Origin of the sequence: Halomonas sp. SpR1, from assembly GCF_031010175.1 — a bacterium.
GTDB lineage: Bacteria > Pseudomonadota > Gammaproteobacteria > Pseudomonadales > Halomonadaceae > Vreelandella.
This window is the reverse complement of sequence record NZ_JAUAMB010000028.1, coordinates 1-18,288: the sequence shown is the minus strand read 5'-3', so window position 1 is coordinate 18,288 and position 18,288 is coordinate 1. Positions and strand designations below refer to the sequence as shown.

The following is an 18,288-nucleotide window of genomic DNA, read 5'->3' as shown; positions in this document are numbered from 1 at the left end:
GTCACAGCGCCCCCACGGAAACCTGCCCTCGTGCCGAACTCCAGATGTGCCATACACCCAGTGAATACGAGGTTATTAACGACTATGTCATTGATTGATGAGCGTCAGGACTTCTCTGACGTGGCGGATGTTTTTCTTCTGCATGGCAGCATGCAGTCACCGGCTTTTCTGGATGGCCGCCTATGCGCACTGTTGGCGCTTCGCGATGTTAGTGCAGAGGCTTGGTTGGACGAAGTCTGCCAGAGCCTGGGCGTTGAGCAGCCTCGCGATCAGGCAAGTGCCGAGCGGCTGTTAGGCTGGCGGCGGCAAACCTTAGAGGCGCTTAGCGCCAGTGACCTGGACTTTGCGCCACTGCTGCCTGACGAGCTGTTCTCGCTAGGCGAGCAGGCTCAGGGCCTTAAAGAATGGACGCTGGGTTTTAGCGAAGTGATCGATGAAGTGGTCGACAACGAGCTGCGTGAGCGCTGGTCACAAGCACTGCGTGAAGCGATTGAAGACTTGGAAGCGCTGGGCCGGATAGATACTGATATCGACGACAGCCCCGAAAACGAGAACGACCTGTTTGCGCTAACCGAGCATGCCCGCATGGCCGCAATGTTGCTGTATACGGAGCAGCACCCAGGGATGCCGCAAGTCGAGCAAACCGACGCGCCCGTACATTAATTGCCTCTATCTGAACCTTTATGCTAGGAGCCTCTATGCGGCCCGAAATGTTACCTCGCCCCCCTGCGATCAGCGTGGCTGAGTATCGCCAGCGCCGTGACGCCTTAATGGCCCAACTGCCGGATAACGCTGCGGTGGTGCTCCCCGGCGCCGGGCTGGTGACCCGCTCACGGGATAGTGAATTTGCCTTTCGTCAAAACAGCGATTTTTACTACCTGACCGGCATACGCGAACCGGATGCGCTACTGGTGCTGCTTCCAGGGCGCGCTGAGGGTGAAAGCGTGGTGTTCTGTCAGGATCGTGACCCCACCATGGAAGCATGGACAGGACGACGTTTGGGCGCCGCGGGTGTCATGGCAGAGCACGGCATTGAACAGGCATTCGAAAACGCCGACCGCGACGAGCAGCTACTCACGCTGTTGGCGGGGCGCGAACTACTCTACTTGCCGCTGGATAACCCCGAAGCGGTGAGCGTCGCTGAAGACGCCTTAAGTGATGCCCAGGCTGGGCTTAGACGCGGTCGGCCGCCGCTTAAAGGTTGGTTGGATATTAGCCCGTTGATTCACGCCATGCGACTCATCAAAAGCGACGCTGAAATTGCTCTGCTTAGGCATGCGGCGTTGATCTCTGCTCATGCTCACCGGCGTGCCATGCAGGTAGCTCGCCCTGGGCTGTATGAATTTCAGCTCCAGGCCGAGTTAGAGCATGAATTTGTCTGGCAAGGCGCCAGCGGCCCCGCCTACAGTACGATTGTGGGCAGCGGTGCCAACGCCTGCGTACTGCACTATATTGAAAACAGCGCGCCGCTGAGTGAAAACGGCTTGGTGCTAATCGATGCGGGAGCCGAGTTTGAGCTGTATGCCGGCGATATCACTCGCACATTTCCAGTCTCCGGGCGGTTCAGTGATGCTCAGCGGGCGCTCTACCAAGTAGTGCTCAATGCCCAGCAGCGCGCTGTTAGCGCCGTCCAGCCGGGGGCCACTCTTGCTGATATCCATCAGGGTGTGGTGAACGACTTAACCGCCGGGCTAATTGAGCTAGGCCTGCTGGAAGGCGAGGTTCAGGCGCGCATCGATGACGAGAGCTATCGGCGCTTCTACCTGCATTCAACGTCACACTGGTTGGGGCTGGACGTACATGATGTCGGCACTTACCGGCTGGATGAGCAAACGCCCCGGCCACTGGTCGCAGGCATGGTGCTTACCGTAGAGCCAGGTCTGTATATTCCTAGCGATGACGATATTCCTGACGCCTATCAGGGCATCGGTATTCGTATTGAAGACAATGTCGTTGTTACTCATGAAGGTCATGAAGTACTCACCGCCGATGTGCCTAAACAGATCGTTGAAATCGAAGCATTAATGGCTAAAAAGTAACCAGTCATAAGGTCTCACAATGATCTTTATGTAAATTACGTTACGAAATTATTATTACTTTTACGCGAAGTGGGATCGTGGGCGGGAGAAGCCAATGCAACAATCTAAGCCAGCGGCGAGGGAAGCGTTGACGCACGACATTGTGATTGTGGGCGGTGGCTTGGTCGGCGCCAGCCTAGGCTGTGCCCTGGCACCGCTGATTGAGCGCTATGGCTGGCGTGTGGCAATCATTGAACCGGCACCTATGGCTGTTCAGCCGCAGGAAACTACCTGGCAGCCCAGTTTTGATGCCCGAGCCAGTGCAATTGCAGAAGGCTCGGCTCAGCGCTTCCAGCAGTTGGGTGTGTGGGAAGCAATGCGCGACGAAGCCACACCTATCAAGCGCATTCATATCAGTGAGCGTGGCCGTTTAGGCGCGACACGGCTGAGTGCTGACGAGTTGGGCGTCGCAGCGCTGGGCCATGTTATTCCCAACGCGTGGATGGGGCGGGTACTGCACCAACGGCTTGCCCAACTGCCACTGGAATGGCACTGCCCGGCAAAAGTCGAACAGCTTACTCCTGTGGCCGGTGGGCATCATCTTCAGCTCTCAGATGGTAGCCAGATAACCGCAGGGCTAACGGTATTGGCCGATGGAGGGCGCTCAGGACTCAAGGAGCAGCTAGGCATTGGCAGTCGCCATGAATCATACGAGCAAACAGCGCTTATCGCTCACGTCGGCGTGAGCCAGCCCCATGGTGGGATGGCTTACGAGCGCTTTACCGCACAAGGGCCAATGGCGCTATTGCCACTGCCGGGCCAGGCCATGGAGCTGATCTGGACGCACCCCAGCGGCGGCGAGAAAGCACGCATGGCGCTACCCGAGCGCGAATTTCTGCTGCAACTTCAGCGCGCGTTCGGAGATCGGGTGGGGCGGTTTACCCGGGTAGGCATCCGACACACCTACCCGCTTTCACTAGTCACCGCTGAAGAACCGGTGCGGCCAGGGCTGGCAGTATTAGGTAACGCGGCCCACGCTTTGCATCCGGTCGCGGGGCAGGGGTTTAACCTGGCACTGCGCGGAGTGATGGATCTTGTCGAAGCGCTGGAGCAGGGCGTGCAGGCCAAGCGGCCGCTAGGTGATATAACCACCCTGCAAGCCTTTGAGAAGCAGCGCTCCCGAGATCGCGCCAACGTGATTCGCTTTAGCGACGGCCTGGTGCGGCTGTTTGGGTTCTCTTTCCCACTGCTGCCCCATGCCCGCGCAGCGGGGTTAATCGGCCTGAACCTGGTTGGGCCGCTGCGGCGAGGACTGGCCCGGCGCGCCATGGGTTTGGAACGCTAACACTATTGGCCACTACAACAGGAACGCTATAGATATGAGCTCATCATCAGCGACACCGTCGGTGGAAAGTTATGAGGCGATCATTGTCGGCGGCGGTATGGTTGGCACCGCGCTATGCGCGCTGCTAGCTCAAGCGGGTATGCAGGTGGCACTTGTTGAGGCTCAGCCAGCGCCGCTCAGCCTCGAAAATACCATTAATAAGCTGCCCAACCCACGGGTAAGCGCGCTGACGCCCGTCTCCCAGCGTCTGCTGATGCATCTCGGCGCCTGGCCTGCCATGCAAAAAACCCGGGTCACTCCCTATAGAGGTATGCACGTATGGGATGCCGAAGGGAGTGGTGAGATCGCTTTCTCTGCGGACGAGGCGGGAGTGGCAGTGCTCGGCCATATTGTTGAGAATACGGTCACGCTGGCCGCACTGAATAACCACGTGATAGGCCATCCCAACGTCACAACCTATTTTGGCGCTCGCCTGCAGGCCCTGCAGGGTAGTAGTGGCAACTGGTTGGTACTTGATGATGGCCGCCAACTCCATTCGCCATTGATAGTGGCTGCTGATGGCGCCCACTCGGTGCTGCGGGAAATGGCGGGTATTGCGGTGGTCAGTGACGATATGCAGCAAGACGCTGTGGTAACGACAGTACAGTGTGTGAAACCCCATGGCGGAACAGCTCGGCAAGCATTTATCGATGGCCGACCATTGGCGTTCCTGCCTTTAACCGTGGAGGGTAATGATCATTACTGCTCCATCGTATGGTCGACCACCCCTGAGCATGCCGCTGAGCTTAGTGAATTGCCCCGTGAAGCCCTTGGGGAGGCACTGGGTAAAGCATTTGGCCACCGCCTAGGTGAGGTCACGGTCTGCGATAAGGCCCATCGGTTCCCTTTAGTGCAGCGCCATGCCCGCCACTATGTGCAGCCACATTTCGCATTGGTGGGGGATGCCGCCCACAGTATTCATCCGCTGGCGGGCCAGGGCGTTAATCTAGGACTGATGGATGCGGCGGTTTTGGCAGAAGAGGTGGTGCATGCCTGGCAGCGCGGCGCTCCTTGGGGAGAGCTAAGCACCTTGCGGCGCTATGAGCGTCGTCGGCGCTTTGATAACAGCGCCATGCTGGGACTAATGAAGGGCTTTAAAGTGCTGTTTGGTAGCCATGACCCCGCGCTTACCCTGGCACGCAACCTGGGCATGAGCGGAATGAATCAGTTGGTGCCATTGAAGCGGGTATTGATGCGACAGGCGACCGGAGAGCGCGGCCGCCTGCCGCTCAGTTGTTACTAAAAAGTTGTCGTTAGCGCCGCTGGCGATCAACTACGTTGAGCGCTTTAAGCAGATTCAGTGCCTCGCTGAGCTGATAATCATTGAGTAGCCGCTCGGCCATTTCCTGACGATCCCGGGGCGCCTGCTGCGAGCTAAGGTGACCCTCGAGGTCGGCTTCGCGGATTTCACGCCGGCTCTCGGCCACTTCCAAACGGCCGCGCACTACGTCCACATCGGGCTCAATGCCTTGGGCCTGAATAGAGCGCCCGTTGGGGGTGTAATAGAGCGCGGTGGTGAGCTTGAGCCCTTCGCCATTGCCTAATGGCATAATCTGCTGCACTGATCCCTTACCAAAACTGTCGGTGCCCATAATCACGCCGCGGCGCTGATCCTGGAGCGCACCGGCGACAATTTCCGCTGCTGAAGCACTGCCGCCATTGATCAGCACCACCAGCGGAACATCGGCAGCGGGCGTGTTGGGTGAGGCTGAGAACGACATCTCAGTATCCGAGAGGCGCCCCTCGGTATACACAATCAAACCCTCATCCAGGAACAGGTCGGCGATGCCTACCGCGGCCTGCAAAACACCGCCTGGGTTATTCCGTAAATCGAGTATCAACCCTTCTAGCGGTTGTTCGCGACCCATGCGCTCTAGCGCCTCCCGGGCCTGCTCTGGTGTGCGCGATTGGAATTGGCTGACACGCAGGTAGCCGTAACCGGGCTCGAGCAACTCGTGCTTAACGCTCTCGCTGCGAATAATTTCCCGGGTCAGGGTGAATTCCCGCGGCGAATCTTCGCCTGAACGCAGTATGCTAATACGCAGGTCGGTGCCCGGCTCGCCGCGCATTAGGGTCACCGCTTCTTGTAGCGACATGCTGTCGGTGGGGGTGCCGTCAATGGCGACGATAATATCGCGAGAAAGCAGCCCAGCGCGGGAGGCTGGGGTGTCATCAATAGGTGTAATCACCATGAGCTGACCATTCTCGGTGCCTACCTCGATACCGATACCGCCAAATTCGCCCTGAGTCGACTCGCGCAGGCTCTGGTACTCTTCCTCATCCAAATAGGCGGAGTGAGGGTCGAGCTCACTGAGCATGCCGCGCATAGCGTTACGTAGCAGCGTGCTGTCATCGACCTCCTCAACATAGGCACGCTTAATACGCTCAAACACTTCGGCGAAGGTTTGAATATCTTCCAGAGGGAGCTGGTCGTAGGGTGGCTCTCCCGCCCCCCCGCTACCGGCTGGTTGGGCGAGCAGCGGTAGCGGGGCCGACAGTAAGGCAATCGGCAGCAGGGTAGCCAAGAAGCGCTTGGCGGGGGCTGATACCCCGGTAACAGATAGCGTCATGCAGACTCCGCAGGGCGATAGGTGGCGTCAGTGTGCGTCACCCGTTAGTTGGAACATAAGTGTGTAATAACAATAAAAGCTAAGACATTAATCATGCATAGTAGTGCACATGCATAGTAGTGCAGCTTATCCCGTCAACGGCGCGCAATCCAACGCTGAGGATTAATTGGTTCCCCGCCGCGGCGAACTTCAAAGTAGAGTGCGGCGCGGGTTTGACCACCGCTATCGCCGACACGACCAATTTCATCGCCGCGGCTGACCTGCTGTCCTGGCCTGACGCTGAACTGCTGCAGGTGGGCATGCAGCGTCATGATTTGGTCGCCGTGGTCAATAATCAGCAAGTTACCAAACCCGCGCATCCAGTCGGCGAATACCACACGACCGGTGTGTACCGCGGTGACCGGCGTGCCTGCGCTGGCCTGAATCACTATACCGTTGTAATGCACGCCGTCGCGATGATGGAAATTACTACTGATTGATCCCTGTACCGGCCAAGGCAAGTCGCCTTGAGTACTGACAATATGCGTAGTGGGCGTGGGTTCGGCAAGTCTTGCCATTTCCGCTTGGATATTGCGCAGCATGCGTTCGGCCTCTTCGCGGCTCTGGTTGAGGTCGGCCAACCGCTCCTCTTCACTGCCGTAGCGGTCATCCAGGTTGGCAACAACGCCGCGTCGTTCGGTAGTGCGCTGAGCTAGCAGCGCGCTCTGCTCTTCTAACTCATCGGCCAACGTATCCAGGCGGGCCTTTCGCTCGTTTAGCTCTTTCTGGGTATCGGCGAGCGCTGTATCGAGGCGGGCGATTGTATTTAAGCGCCGATTGCGTGCTTCGGTCAGCCGATTCATATACGCCTGCATGCGATCAAGCTCGGCCGGGTCGCCCTGGTTAAGTAGCAGTTTGAGCTGCGGCGTTGGGCCAAGGCGGTAAAGTGCTGATAGCTGCTCGCCTAGCGCTGCGTACTGATCGGCACGCTCGCTCTCCAGCCGGTCACGATGCTGGCGGAGCTGGTTAGTTTCATCATTCAGCTGGCGGCGCTCAGCTTGTAGTGCGTCTAATCGCTGATGGGTTTCGGCAAGTTTGGTTTCAACTTCCTTAAGCTCGCGTTCGGCGCTGTCCCGGGCCTCGCCAGTTGCACGAAGGCGCTGGGCAGCGGACTCGATCTCTTGGCCAATCGCATCCAACTGCTGGCGCGCCGCCCCTTCATCCGGCTGAGCGAAACCTGCTGGCGCATAACTTAATGCCAGCAAGAGTATCAGGGCTAAATACGGCCGCATGGGCACTATTTATAATGAATCAGTGGTTGACCGGTCATTGCCTCGGGCTGTTCTTGATCCATCATGCTCAGCAGCGTGGGCGCCAGGTCGCATAGCTTGCCCTCCTCAAGCGAGGCCGGGCGTTCACCAACGTAAATCAGCGGCACCACAAAAGTGGTATGAGCGGTTTGCGGTGCACCCGTTTCGGGGTGAACCATCTGTTCAGCGTTGCCGTGGTCGGCGGTGATTAAACAGGCGCCGCCTGCACGCTCGATGGCTTCAACAACACGGCCTACGCAGGTGTCGACGGTCTCGATGGCTTTTACTGCGGCGTCGAAATCACCGGTGTGGCCGACCATGTCTCCGTTGGCGTAGTTACAAACGATCAGGTCGAAACTGCCTCCGTCAATGGCGTCGACAAGCTTATCGGTAATCTCGAAAGCGCTCATTTCCGGTTTTTCGTCGTAGGTGCGCACATCACGGGGTGAGGGCACCAGGATACGCTCTTCGCCCTCGTACTCGGCTTCATTGCCGCCTGAAAAGAAGAACGTCACGTGGGGGTACTTCTCGGTTTCGGCAATGCGTAGCTGCTTCAAGCCGCGCTTGGCGACGACTTCCCCCAGGGTGTCATTAAGATCCGACGGGGGGAAAGCGGCAGGCGCAGGAATATCAGCGGCGTACTGGGTCATCATTACCAGCCCTTTGCCCGCGAGCTTAGGGCATGCCCGACGCTCGAAGCCTTTGAAATCAGCTTCGACAAAGGCGCGGGTCAACTCACGGGCGCGATCAGAGCGGAAGTTTAGGAAAATAGCCGCATCGCCATCTTCTAAGGTAATAGGGTTGTCATTGAGGGGGATGCTACTAGCCGCAACGAATTCATCGGTTTCGCCGCGCTGGTAGGCATCGCGTAGCGCGGTTTCAGCGCTGGTGGCGTAGTACTCCGCTTGGCCATCGGTGAGCAGGCGGTAGGCTTGCTCGACGCGCTCCCAGCGGTTGTCACGATCCATGGCGTAGAAGCGACCAATAATCGAGGCAACAAAGCCATTATCAGCACCTACCAGTTCAGCCAGGCGAGCATTGGCGCGCTCTATGGAGGCCAATGCACTTTGTGGCGGCATATCGCGACCATCGAGAAAGGCATGAATAAAAATACGCTGGGCGCCACGGCGGGCGGCCAGTTCAGCCATGGCAATAAAGTGGTCTTCATGGCTGTGGACGCCGCCGGGGGAGAGCAGGCCAATTAAGTGTACCGGTCGACCGTTGGCGACAGCGTCGTCAATCGGCTGGGTGAGGTTGTCATTAACATCCAGGTCGCCGTCTTCAATCGCCTTGCTGATACGGGTGAAGTCCTGATAAACGATACGGCCGGCACCAATATTCATATGGCCGACTTCAGAGTTGCCCATCTGGCCTTCGGGGAGCCCCACGTTAAGGCCGTCGGTGTGAACGAAGGCGTGAGGACGGCTTTCCCAAAGCTTATCCATCGTCGGCGTGTGGGCAGCGGCCACTGCATTATGGTCGCTCTCGGGGTTGTGGCCGTAGCCGTCGAGAATAATCAGTGCCACGGGGCGCGGGGTGCGAGAAGTATCCATAAAAAAACCTCGTTAAGATTGGCAAGCCGAACGACTCGAAAATTCGGGGTCGCGACAGGCGCACGCTTGGGGCATCATAACGCAGGCAACTGCCAGGCGTCATGATTTAGGAGCCTGTCCGGCTTAACACTGATCTACTGCGAATCCCGGTATTTTGGCCAACTTTAGTCGATCAATTTCGTTAAATAGCGCGCTATTCGCCTCAATCGATCGATAAATTTGGCTCAAAATCCGTGCTTCTCGCGACGATCGGCCAAGCCGGACAGCCTCCTGACCTGCGCGGGAAGCTATCTGACGTGTATACTTATCGCGTTTTGGCAGCGGTTAGGCCGCTTTTTTCTGCATAGACCAAGAGATTGTGTTCGCGATGATCGATCAGGTGTTCGAATTCGTACAGAACCACCCCCTGCTGGTTGGGGCATTTTTGCTGGTGCTGATAGCGTGGATCATTTATGAAACGCGCAGTGCCTCGACCAATGCACTGACCGCCTCGCAGGCCACTCAGCTTATTAACCGCGAAGACGCGGTGGTGCTGGATATCCGCGAAAACAAAGACTTCAAAGCCGGGCATATCGCGGGGGCGCGGAACATTCCGCAAAGCAACCTCGATAGCCGCATGAGCGAACTGGATAAAGTGAAAGCCCAGCCGATCATCGTGGTGTGCAAGCACGGCCAGAGCTCTGGTGCCGCACAGGCCAAGCTCGCTAAAGCAGGCTTTGAACGTGCTTATAAGTTGAGAGGCGGTATGGCGCAGTGGCAAGGCGACGGCCTTCCGGTGGTTAAAAAGTAAGCAACGCTACCTTTATTTAATGGACAATCAGGAGTTTTCTCATGGCGGAAGATAACAACACCCCGCAGGCGGGCGCCGCGGCAGACGAAAAGCCGCAGCTCAAATTCTCGCTGCAGCGTATTTACGTAAAAGATATTTCTTTTGAGGCGCCTAATTCGCCTTCGGTATTTAAGCAGGCGTTCAAGCCCAAGGTGAACCTAGATCTCAATACCACCAGCACTAAAATTGCTGATGATCAGTATGAAGTGGTGGTCAAGGTGACTGCCCAGGTGAACGATAACGAAACCGGTACTACCTCGTTCCTGGCCGAAGTCGAGCAGGCGGGTCTGTTCCGTATCGCCGGTATTGAAGGGGCGCAGTTGGATCAAACCTTAGGAGCTTTCTGCCCTAACCTGCTGTTCCCCTACGCCCGGGAATGCGTGGATAACCTGGTCAACCGTGGTGGTTTCCCGCCGCTGATGCTGGCGCCGGTTAACTTCGAAGCGATGTACGCCCAACGTAAGCAGCGCGAAGCCCAGCAAGCCGCCGAAAACACCCACTAAGCGATGTCAGAAGCCATGCCAGAAACGCAAGCCGCTGATTGGTACGCCCTGCATGGCAAAATGCCACGTGTCTACGTGCCTGCAGCTTTCGTAGCGGGCAGTGACGTCGCCCTGCCCGACGGCCCAGCGCGCCACATTACCCGTGTATTGCGCATGGGTGAAGGCGCGCCGCTGGTGCTATTTGACGGCCAAGGTCTTGAGGCGGGGGTGCGCTTAGCGGACGTTAGCCGCAAGCAGACGCTAGCGCGAGTTGAGGCGGTATGGTCGGGCAGTGGTGAATCGCCACTCTCCGTCCACCTGGGGCAAGCTATCTCTAAAGGCGACCGAATGGATTATGCTATCCAGAAGGCCGTCGAGCTGGGCGTTGCGGCGATTACCCCGCTGTATACCGAGCGGGGTGACGTGCGTTTGAAAGGTGACCGGGAAGACAAGAAGCTAGCGCATTGGCAGGCCGTGGCGGCCAGTGCCTGCGAGCAGAGTGGCCGCGCGGTGGTGCCCCCAGTGCATCCGCCGATGCCGTTATCAGCATGGCTGGGCGAGCGCCAGGAGCCGCTGCGCTTGATGCTGCATCTGGCGACCGGCAGTGCCTTTGACCGCCAAGACCGTCCGGCGTCGGTGGCGCTGCTGATTGGCCCGGAAGGTGGCTTGAGCGAGAGCGATATCGCCGCTGCCCAAACCGCTGCCTTTATGCCGCTGACACTTGGCCCTCGGGTGCTGCGTACGGAGACGGCGCCAGTGGTAGCACTATCCCTTCTACAGCACTACTTTGGTGATTTGTAAGTACTCACTATCGCCAAAACAGAATCAAACCGCCTTTCTCCTTCGCTCACTTGATGTTGAAACCTGTTCATTCCAATAGGCTTGCTGAAGCCCCTCTAGCACGATGGGTTTAAGCATCGGTAGCGGCTCCCCGGATAGCCCGCTGATCACCGTCAAGCGATGGTGTCGGCCACGGTGATAACCCAGCCAGCAGGGCAACCATATTGACGTTGGTGCGCTATCCAGCACTTGGATTCGCCAATGGCGTGGTGTCGCCATACGCTCCCAAAGCCACAGTCGGTTCAGTACTTCTGGCGATGGCGGCAGACCGCTCTCAATTCTAAGCTCAGTATTGATTGTAGTGGGCTGAGCGGGTAGTTCAGTCCCCACCAATAGCAGCGCCCGGCGCATTTCCTGTGCGTAGAGTAGCCAAGCACCTGGGGTGCCATTTGGCAGCCCTAATGCTGCCGCCCAGAGGCTGACCCAAGCAGGCTCGCAGGCCTTTGCGCCCAGGCGTTGTAGCCGCTTTTTGGCGGCATCTTCGTCAATCTGCCTGAAAAGTGTTAGACGCTCAGCCATTCGCCCATCCCTGCAGCAGCGCTAGCATGCCCAGCATGAGGCAAAACCAAGCGAATAGGCCGATACAGCGACGACGGGTTAACCGCGCTTCCTTGCCAATCACCTCGGCGTTATCGGCTCTGGCGGCCAGCACTGCCTGCATATCCGGCGCAGCTTCGGCCATGATCACATCGCTTAGCTGGTCTTGGCTGGGTGCGGGTGCCGTTAGGCTAACGAGATAGCCAACACTCATCGAAATGGCTACGCCTACCGTGTTGTTGTACAGCCAGGAGATATCGAGTAGCGAAGAGACGGCCCATACGGAGAGCATACCGGCAACTAGCCCAGCCATCGCCCCCCGTGCATTGGAGCGGTGGCTGAGAATTGCCAATAAGAAAGTGCCGAGCAAAGCCCCATAAAACCATGAGCCGATCTGATTAACCGCCTCGATCACAGGGCCAAGATTACCTGCGAAAAAAGCAAATAGGGTGGCGTAAAGCCCCCAGAAAACCGTGGCCATTCGTGACGCTTTTAAGTAATGCGCATCGCTGGCATTGGGTTTGATATAACGGCTATAGAAATCTCGTACAGTCACCGCCGAAAGTGAGTTGAGCGCCGAGTCGAGGCTCGACATCGCCGCAGCAAATACCCCAGCAATCACCAGCCCGGCCATGCCTGAGGGAAAGGCGCTGACAACATAGCGGGGCAGTAACTCGTTGAGGTTTTCAGGTGGCGTCAGCCCATGTTGCTGATAGTAGGTGGCCAGGATGACACCAATAAACAGGAACAGCAGCATCTGTGGAATCAGTAGGTAGCCACCGATCAGCAGTGAGCGCTGAGCATCGAGCACTGAGGGGCTGGAGAGCACACGCTGGATTTGGCTCTGGTCGGTGCCGAAGTAGGCCACATGGAGGAAAAAGCCGCCGAGTAAGCCTGCCCATAGCGAGTAGGTCACGCTGGGATCGAGGGACAGGTCGATGGCATTGAACATCCCGCTGGCGGCACCAAAGCTGAAAACGTCACTCCAACCCCCTGGCAGGCTGGTTACCAAAAAGAGGATGCTTAACAGTGCGCCTAGCCAGAGCACGAACATTTGCACCACGTCAGTCCAGATCACCGCGCTGATACCGCCCATCACGGTGTAGCTAATAGCCAGCACCGCCATAATGATAATGGTGAGGTTAACGCTCCAGCCAGTAACGACTGCCAGCACTAGCGCTGGCGCATAGAGCACCACACCAGTAGCTAGACCGCGAGCAATCAGAAACAGCAGGGCAGTTAGGGTACGTGTTGCCGAACCGAAGCGCCGCTCCAGCAGTTCGTAGATACTATAGATGCCCGCACGGTGGAAAATTGGCACCAACACCAGGATCAATACAAGCATGGCCAGGGGCACATTGATAAAGGTCACCAGGCGTTCAAGACCACCCTCGAAACCCCAGCCCGGCGCTCCAATAAAGGTGATGGCGCTGGCTTGGGTCGCCATGACCGAAAGACCAATGGCCCAGCCAGGGATTTTGCGACCGCCTAGAAAATAGTCTTCGGGATTGTGCTGATCTTTACCGAATCGCGATCCGATCCAGGCGATTAAACTGATATAACCAATCAAAACGACCGTATCAAAAAGCGTGAACCCTTCCATGTTCGCTCCCCTATACTTAATTTTGTCTAGTGTTTTGAGAGTAGCAGGTTGTGACGTGTTTGCTTTTACAGCGGGTAGACATGGGTTCAACGACTAAAAAGCGCCATCTTGCTTTGCCCTGTGCTTCCTAGGCGCCATAATGTTGTTCTATTTTCTTGAAGGACGTTACCCATGGTGCGTGAGTCACACTCATCCCCTCGATCCGCCAGCGATGCAGCCGCCCAGTTGGGTGAAGTGGCGTACCTAACGGTTACAGCCGTCAATAACATCGGCGCGTTTTTGCAGTGGGGCCAGCCGAAGGATGTGTTGCTACCCTTTAGTGAGCAGCACTTTCGCCCTGATCCCGGCAAACGCGTGTTGGTCATGCTTTATAGCGATGACCAGGGACGTCCCGTGGCGTCGATGAAGCTGGATCGCTTTCTAACCGATGACGCCTGGGCGTTAGAAAAAGGCGACGAAGTTGCCGTGATGGTGGCGGATCGCACGGATCTAGGTATGAAGGTAGTGGTCAATCACCGTTACTGGGGGCTTATTTACCAGGACGACGTTACTCAGCCGCTGCGCCGTGGCCAATCCGTGAAGGGCTATGTAAAGCAGCGCCGTGAAGATGGGCGGCTGAATATCTCGCTACTACCGCCCGGTGCCGCTCGCTTGGATGTGGTAGGCGATAAGATAATGCAGGCGCTGCGTGAGAGCGGAGGCTATCTGGCGCTGGGTGATAAAAGCCCTGCTCACGAAGTTAAAGCCCGTTTAGGGGTGAGCAAAAGCGCCTATAAACAGGCCATTGGGCGGCTTTACAAGCAGCAGTTGATCACCTTAGAACCTGATGCTATCCGCTTGGTGCCCGGCGCGCTTAGCGAGTAGTTAGTTAGGGCAGTTGGAGCCTAGCGGGCAGTGCGGCATACTGAGCCTCTATTGTTCATGTTTGGATAGTGCCCCCGATGAGCCAATCAAATCTGCATCTCGGCGTTGTGATGGATTCCATCAGCGACATCGCTTACAAGAAAGACACCACTATGGCCATGCTCTGGGCCGCCCAGGAGCGAGGCTATACCCTGCACTATATGGAGCAGGAAGATCTTTTCTTAAATGCGGGGCAAGCCTACGCACGTATGCGACCCTTAGCGGTGCATCGTGATCCGAATCACTGGTACGATTTAGGCGAGCCCTCTGCGCGCCCGCTAGTCGAGCTGGATGTGGTGTTGATGCGCAAAGACCCGCCTGTGGACGCCGACTTTACCAACGCTGTGCATCTGCTGGGCTTTGCTGAGCGCGAAGGTGTGCTGGTGGTCAACCCCACGGCGGCGCTGTTGCAGTGTAATGAAAAGCTGTTTGCCCAGCAGTTCCCCCAGTGCTGTGCACCTACGCTGGTAGCCAGCCGCGATGATGTGCTGCGCGCCTTCCATGCGGAACACGGTGATGTGATCTTTAAGCCGCTGGATGGCATGGGCGGCACCGGTATTTTTCACATTGGCCCTGAAGGCCGCAATATCGGCGCGGTGATTGAGCAACTGACCTTGCGTGGCCAGCGGCAAATTATGGCGCAGCGCTACCTGCCAGAAATTAAGGATGGCGACACGCGTATTCTGTTGGTGGATGGTGAACCCGTTCCCTTTGGTCTGGCGCGGATACCCTCAGCGGGGGAGACCCGCGGTAATTTAGCCGCTGGTGGGCGGGGCGTGAGTCGTGAGCTTACTGATCGTGACCGCTGGTTAATTCAGCAAGTACAGCCAATGATTCGTGAAAAAGGCTTAATGTTTGTCGGCCTCGACGTGATCGGTGACTATATTACTGAAATCAACGTCACCAGCCCCACTTGCGTACGGGAAATTGACGATCAGCGCGGCACCAATATCGCCGGTTTACTGCTTGATGCCATTGAACGCCGCTTAGCCTAAGCACGGCTTCACTCTTATAATGACACTTATTACGCTACGCCTGCTGGGACACCAGCAGCCAGTGGGAGACGCATGCAAAGTTTGAAACATCACTTTCTGATGGCCATGCCACACTTAGAAGATCCTAATTTTGCCGGTAGTCTGATCTATCTTTGCGATCATGATAACAATGGCTGCATGGGGGTGATTACTAACCGACCGTTAGAGATCACCCTTGAAGCGCTGTTTGATCAGTTGGAGCTGGGCGGCGAAGCAAGCCCGCATCGCAATGCGCCGGTTTATTACGGCGGGCCGATGCATAAAGACCGTGGCTTCATTCTGCATGTGGGCGATAGCCAGCAGTGGGACTCCAGTATTCAGGTGGAGGATGGCATCGCGCTGACGACTTCGCTGGATATTCTACAAGCCTTCGCTGCTGGCGAGGGGCCAGAGCACTTTTTAGTCTGCTTGGGCTGCGCGGGCTGGGAAGTGGGGCAACTGGAAGAGGAGTTGAAAGAGAACAGTTGGCTAACGGTAGAAGCCCAGAGCAGCGTGCTCTTCAATACCCCGCCCATTGAGCGTTTAACCGCAGCGGCTGGTTTACTCGGCGTCGATCTTAACCTAATGACCCGAGACGCGGGGCACGCCTGATGGCCGTGGCGGGACAGCGCTTAATTCTGGCCTTTGACTATGGCACCCGGCGTATCGGTGTGGCGGTGGGCAACGAGCTACTGCGCAGTGCTCGGGAGTTGACTCCCTTGACGGCTCGGGACGGTATTCCCGACTGGAATGTCGTGTCACGGCTTCTCAGCGAGTGGCAACCGGATCTGTTAGTGGTGGGGCTGCCGCTGAATATGGACGGTAGCGAGTCAGATATGAGTATTCGCGCGCGCAAGTTTGGCAATCGTCTGCATGGCCGTTACGGCAAACCGTGTGAGATGGTCGACGAGCGCGGCACCACGCGGGAGGCGAAAATGATCGCTCGCGAGGCGGGTCATAAAGGCAATTACCGTCAGGATAGTGTCGATGGCATTGCAGCTATTCTTATCCTTGAGGGCTGGTTTGCCCACCAGGAAGGTCTACCTGGCGGGCGTCTGTCCCTATAACCCTATCTTTACGTTCTCTTCTCAACTCTTTGGGCTTTAACGATCCAGCGTGCCCGTTTGAGTTGGTACGTACCAGCGCACAGGGCGTAGATCTTGCTCGATCAGTTTATCGACGTTTAGCAGCGTTGCGAAAATCGCCATCCGCATGGGAATCCCGTTATCGGTTTGGCGGAAAATCGCCAAGCGCGGGTCGCCGTTAAGGTCTAGGTTTAAATCATTCGCACCGGGCCGGCTATCCCTGGGCAGTGGGTGCATCACGATCGTGCTTTGACTGCAGCGGTGGTCGAGAAAATCACGATTAACCATAAAGTCATCGGACAACCCCTGAAAGCTCTCATTCATCTCATCGGTAAAGCGCTCTTTTTGGATGCGCGTGGTGTACACCACATCTAGATCGGCAAAGTCGCTGGCCAGTGATTCGCGCTGCTCAATGCGGTGACCGCGAGACGCTACCAAATCAATCAGCTTGGAAGGCATTTCAAGTCCCGGCGGAGATACCAGGGTAATACGTAGCGGGCCATAGAGTGATAAGAGCTTAATCAGTGAATGCACGGTACGGCCATACTTCAAATCGCCGGTGAGCAGAATATGTGCACCGCTAAGCGATTTGCCTAGGCGCTGAAACTCTTTATCAATGGTATAAAGATCAAGCAGTGCCTGGCTGGGATGCTCGCCAGGGCCATCGCCGCCATTTATCACCGGTACATTGGTTGCCGCGGCAAACTCAGCCACCGAGCCTTGGTCGGGGTGGCGCATGACAATGGCATCGCAGTAACCGCTCATTACACGGCTGGTATCGTATAGCGACTCCCCCTTCGCCATGGAGGAGAAGGTAAAGCCGGTGGTGTCGCATACGCTGCCACCCAAACGGCAAAAGGCAGCATTAAAACTCACCCGTGTCCGCGTACTGGCCTCAAAAAACAAATTGCCGAGTACTGCCCCCTCTAAGACGCGAGTAACCTGGCGTCGCTGAGCAATCGGCTCCATACGCGCAGCCACACGCAGTAAGTGGTCTACGCTTTCGCGGTTTAATGAGTCGACAGTTAATAAGTGGTGGCTCATAGCGATCCTCGGCACAGTGGTGGAAAGAGCGGTAGATAACGCTAGTGTAACCGTCAATCAGGCTGGTACCGAAGGGGTTTCATTCCGCCAAGGCAGGGGATGTGTAATTTTTCTACAAAACCACTTGCCAACCCGGCAGCGAATCCGTAAAGTACGCATCCGCTGCCGGGGACGCCAAGCGTTACCAGCGGTGCATAAGGTGTAAAAGCCTTGGTTTGTCAGGAGGTTAGAGCAGTCTGTATCGCTCGCTTCACTCGCTAAATAAAACAGCGATTGACAAACACCAGGAAATGCGTAGAATACCCCTTCCTCGCTGAGGCAAGCCAGTTCAACGGTTTGCAGGATGGTTTTAATAGCCGCCGCAGCGAAACAGCTCTTTAACAATTTGATCAGGTAATTCATGTGGGCGCTTGCTGACGTTGGTGACAAATCACCAAATATCAAGGCAAGCGGTCATGAGAACGAAAGTTTGAATGAATTCGTTTGAACCTTGAGCCAAGTTTGATTCGCTTTTGCTGTTTTCGGCTAGTCCGTCGATAGCGAGTAAGGATCACAATGATTGTAAACTGAAGAGTTTGATCATGGCTCAGATTGAACGCTGGCGGCAGGCCTAACACATGCAAGTCGAGCGGTAACAGGGGTAGCTTGCTACCCGCTGACGAGCGGCGGACGGGTGAGTAATGCATAGGAATCTGCCCGGTAGTGGGGGATAACCTGGGGAAACCCAGGCTAATACCGCATACGTCCTACGGGAGAAAGGGGGCTCCGGCTCCCGCTATTGGATGAGCCTATGTCGGATTAGCTAGTTGGTAAGGTAATGGCTTACCAAGGCAACGATCCGTAGCTGGTCTGAGAGGATGATCAGCCACATCGGGACTGAGACACGGCCCGAACTCCTACGGGAGGCAGCAGTGGGGAATATTGGACAATGGGGGCAACCCTGATCCAGCCATGCCGCGTGTGTGAAGAAGGCCCTCGGGTTGTAAAGCACTTTCAGCGAGGAAGAACGCCTGGTGGTTAATACCCATCAGGAAAGACATCACTCGCAGAAGAAGCACCGGCTAACTCCGTGCCAGCAGCCGCGGTAATACGGAGGGTGCAAGCGTTAATCGGAATTACTGGGCGTAAAGCGCGCGTA

The 18,288-nt window shown here is 56.7% G+C and carries 17 protein-coding genes and 1 rRNA gene; 12 read left to right on the top strand and 6 right to left on the bottom strand.

Features of this window, described 5'->3' with window-relative positions:
- Positions 1–84 precede the first annotated feature (84 nt).
- The 4 genes from QT231_RS17350 to QT231_RS17335 all read left to right on the top strand — a co-directional run bounded on the left by QT231_RS17350 (position 85) and on the right by QT231_RS17335 (position 4,645).
- The gene (locus QT231_RS17350; protein ID WP_308338092.1) at positions 85–663 is read left to right on the top strand and encodes a YecA family protein; all 579 of its coding nucleotides are present in this window, start codon (positions 85–87) and stop codon (positions 661–663) included.
- 35 nt (positions 664–698) lie between these two features.
- Positions 699–2,039: a Xaa-Pro aminopeptidase gene (gene pepP / locus QT231_RS17345; protein ID WP_308338091.1), complete on the top strand. Its 1,341-nt coding sequence runs from the start codon at positions 699–701 to the stop codon at positions 2,037–2,039.
- Positions 2,040–2,133: 94 nt separating this feature from the next.
- A complete protein-coding gene (gene ubiH / locus QT231_RS17340) occupies positions 2,134–3,363 on the top strand; it encodes a 2-octaprenyl-6-methoxyphenyl hydroxylase (protein WP_308338090.1) in 1,230 nt (409 codons plus the stop codon).
- 34 nt (positions 3,364–3,397) lie between these two features.
- Positions 3,398–4,645, top strand: coding sequence for a UbiH/UbiF/VisC/COQ6 family ubiquinone biosynthesis hydroxylase (locus QT231_RS17335; protein WP_308338089.1), 1,248 nt, complete (start codon positions 3,398–3,400; stop codon positions 4,643–4,645).
- A gap of 10 nt (positions 4,646–4,655) precedes the next feature.
- Here the strand turns inward: QT231_RS17335 and QT231_RS17330 are convergent, their stop codons facing one another.
- From QT231_RS17330 to gpmI, 3 genes are all read right to left on the bottom strand, one after another.
- Positions 4,656–5,972 carry a S41 family peptidase gene (locus QT231_RS17330; RefSeq protein WP_308338088.1) on the bottom strand — a complete coding sequence of 439 codons (1,317 nt, stop codon included), beginning with the start codon at positions 5,970–5,972 and terminating at the stop codon, positions 4,656–4,658.
- A gap of 134 nt (positions 5,973–6,106) precedes the next feature.
- Entirely contained in the window at positions 6,107–7,243 is a 1,137-nt protein-coding gene (locus QT231_RS17325; RefSeq protein WP_308338087.1) for a peptidoglycan DD-metalloendopeptidase family protein, read from the bottom strand.
- A 5-nt stretch (positions 7,244–7,248) separates the two neighbouring features.
- The gene (gpmI, locus tag QT231_RS17320) at positions 7,249–8,814 is read right to left on the bottom strand and encodes a 2,3-bisphosphoglycerate-independent phosphoglycerate mutase (RefSeq protein ID WP_308338086.1); all 1,566 of its coding nucleotides are present in this window, start codon (positions 8,812–8,814) and stop codon (positions 7,249–7,251) included.
- A 367-nt stretch (positions 8,815–9,181) separates the two neighbouring features.
- Between gpmI and QT231_RS17315 the strand changes: the two genes are divergently transcribed.
- Genes QT231_RS17315 through QT231_RS17305 form a run of 3 tightly spaced genes read left to right on the top strand, consistent with a single transcriptional unit; the run spans position 9,182 to position 10,926 of the window.
- On the top strand, positions 9,182–9,604 hold the full coding sequence (locus QT231_RS17315; protein WP_308338085.1) for a rhodanese-like domain-containing protein: 423 nt from the start codon (positions 9,182–9,184) through the stop codon (positions 9,602–9,604).
- A 41-nt stretch (positions 9,605–9,645) separates the two neighbouring features.
- Positions 9,646–10,146, top strand: coding sequence for a protein-export chaperone SecB (gene secB / locus QT231_RS17310; RefSeq protein ID WP_308338084.1), 501 nt, complete (start codon positions 9,646–9,648; stop codon positions 10,144–10,146).
- Between the two features lie 15 nt (positions 10,147–10,161).
- On the top strand, positions 10,162–10,926 hold the full coding sequence (locus QT231_RS17305; RefSeq protein WP_374694408.1) for a 16S rRNA (uracil(1498)-N(3))-methyltransferase: 765 nt from the start codon (positions 10,162–10,164) through the stop codon (positions 10,924–10,926).
- Between the two features lie 24 nt (positions 10,927–10,950).
- On the opposite strand, the gene QT231_RS17300 is transcribed toward QT231_RS17305, so the two are convergent.
- Together QT231_RS17300 and QT231_RS17295 are read right to left on the bottom strand one after the other, a co-directional pair.
- The gene (locus tag QT231_RS17300; protein ID WP_308338082.1) at positions 10,951–11,484 is read right to left on the bottom strand and encodes a hypothetical protein; all 534 of its coding nucleotides are present in this window, start codon (positions 11,482–11,484) and stop codon (positions 10,951–10,953) included.
- On the bottom strand, positions 11,477–13,105 hold the full coding sequence (locus QT231_RS17295; protein ID WP_308338081.1) for a sodium:solute symporter: 1,629 nt from the start codon (positions 13,103–13,105) through the stop codon (positions 11,477–11,479). Before QT231_RS17295 ends, QT231_RS17300 begins: the two co-directional genes overlap by 8 nt.
- Before the next feature lie 171 nt (positions 13,106–13,276).
- Here QT231_RS17295 and QT231_RS17290 point away from each other — a divergent pair, with 171 nt between their 5' ends.
- From QT231_RS17290 to ruvX, 4 genes are all read left to right on the top strand, one after another.
- On the top strand, positions 13,277–13,969 hold the full coding sequence (locus QT231_RS17290) for a S1-like domain-containing RNA-binding protein (RefSeq protein ID WP_308338080.1): 693 nt from the start codon (positions 13,277–13,279) through the stop codon (positions 13,967–13,969).
- A gap of 77 nt (positions 13,970–14,046) precedes the next feature.
- Entirely contained in the window at positions 14,047–15,003 is a 957-nt protein-coding gene (gene gshB, locus QT231_RS17285; protein WP_308338079.1) for a glutathione synthase, read from the top strand.
- Between the two features lie 72 nt (positions 15,004–15,075).
- The gene (locus QT231_RS17280; RefSeq protein WP_308338078.1) at positions 15,076–15,633 is read left to right on the top strand and encodes a YqgE/AlgH family protein; all 558 of its coding nucleotides are present in this window, start codon (positions 15,076–15,078) and stop codon (positions 15,631–15,633) included.
- Positions 15,633–16,088: a Holliday junction resolvase RuvX gene (gene ruvX / locus QT231_RS17275; RefSeq protein WP_308338077.1), complete on the top strand. Its 456-nt coding sequence runs from the start codon at positions 15,633–15,635 to the stop codon at positions 16,086–16,088. The genes QT231_RS17280 and ruvX overlap by 1 nt, the downstream gene beginning before the upstream one ends.
- A 36-nt stretch (positions 16,089–16,124) precedes the next feature.
- Here ruvX and QT231_RS17270 read toward each other — a convergent pair whose 3' ends face one another.
- The gene (locus QT231_RS17270; protein WP_308338076.1) at positions 16,125–17,150 is read right to left on the bottom strand and encodes an aspartate carbamoyltransferase; all 1,026 of its coding nucleotides are present in this window, start codon (positions 17,148–17,150) and stop codon (positions 16,125–16,127) included.
- Between the two features lie 563 nt (positions 17,151–17,713).
- Between QT231_RS17270 and QT231_RS17265 the strand changes: the two genes are divergently transcribed.
- A 16S ribosomal RNA gene (locus tag QT231_RS17265) occupies positions 17,714–18,288 on the top strand; the annotation flags it as partial.

Bases quoted from the DNA above. Each gene is read 5' to 3' on its own strand.
- QT231_RS17350 (WP_308338092.1), top strand. From the start codon at position 85: ATGTCATTGATTGATGAGCGTCAGGACTTCTCTGACGTGGCGGATGTT.
- pepP (WP_308338091.1), top strand. From the start codon at position 699: ATGCGGCCCGAAATGTTACCTCGCCCCCCTGCGATCAGCGTGGCTGAG.
- ubiH (WP_308338090.1), top strand. From the start codon at position 2,134: ATGCAACAATCTAAGCCAGCGGCGAGGGAAGCGTTGACGCACGACATT.
- QT231_RS17335 (WP_308338089.1), top strand. From the start codon at position 3,398: ATGAGCTCATCATCAGCGACACCGTCGGTGGAAAGTTATGAGGCGATC.
- QT231_RS17330 (WP_308338088.1), bottom strand. From the start codon at position 5,972: ATGACGCTATCTGTTACCGGGGTATCAGCCCCCGCCAAGCGCTTCTTG.
- QT231_RS17325 (WP_308338087.1), bottom strand. From the start codon at position 7,243: ATGCGGCCGTATTTAGCCCTGATACTCTTGCTGGCATTAAGTTATGCG.
- gpmI (WP_308338086.1), bottom strand. From the start codon at position 8,814: ATGGATACTTCTCGCACCCCGCGCCCCGTGGCACTGATTATTCTCGAC.
- QT231_RS17315 (WP_308338085.1), top strand. From the start codon at position 9,182: ATGATCGATCAGGTGTTCGAATTCGTACAGAACCACCCCCTGCTGGTT.
- secB (WP_308338084.1), top strand. From the start codon at position 9,646: ATGGCGGAAGATAACAACACCCCGCAGGCGGGCGCCGCGGCAGACGAA.
- QT231_RS17305 (WP_374694408.1), top strand. From the start codon at position 10,162: ATGCCAGAAACGCAAGCCGCTGATTGGTACGCCCTGCATGGCAAAATG.
- QT231_RS17300 (WP_308338082.1), bottom strand. From the start codon at position 11,484: ATGGCTGAGCGTCTAACACTTTTCAGGCAGATTGACGAAGATGCCGCC.
- QT231_RS17295 (WP_308338081.1), bottom strand. From the start codon at position 13,105: ATGGAAGGGTTCACGCTTTTTGATACGGTCGTTTTGATTGGTTATATC.
- QT231_RS17290 (WP_308338080.1), top strand. From the start codon at position 13,277: ATGGTGCGTGAGTCACACTCATCCCCTCGATCCGCCAGCGATGCAGCC.
- gshB (WP_308338079.1), top strand. From the start codon at position 14,047: ATGAGCCAATCAAATCTGCATCTCGGCGTTGTGATGGATTCCATCAGC.
- QT231_RS17280 (WP_308338078.1), top strand. From the start codon at position 15,076: ATGCAAAGTTTGAAACATCACTTTCTGATGGCCATGCCACACTTAGAA.
- ruvX (WP_308338077.1), top strand. From the start codon at position 15,633: ATGGCCGTGGCGGGACAGCGCTTAATTCTGGCCTTTGACTATGGCACC.
- QT231_RS17270 (WP_308338076.1), bottom strand. From the start codon at position 17,150: ATGAGCCACCACTTATTAACTGTCGACTCATTAAACCGCGAAAGCGTA.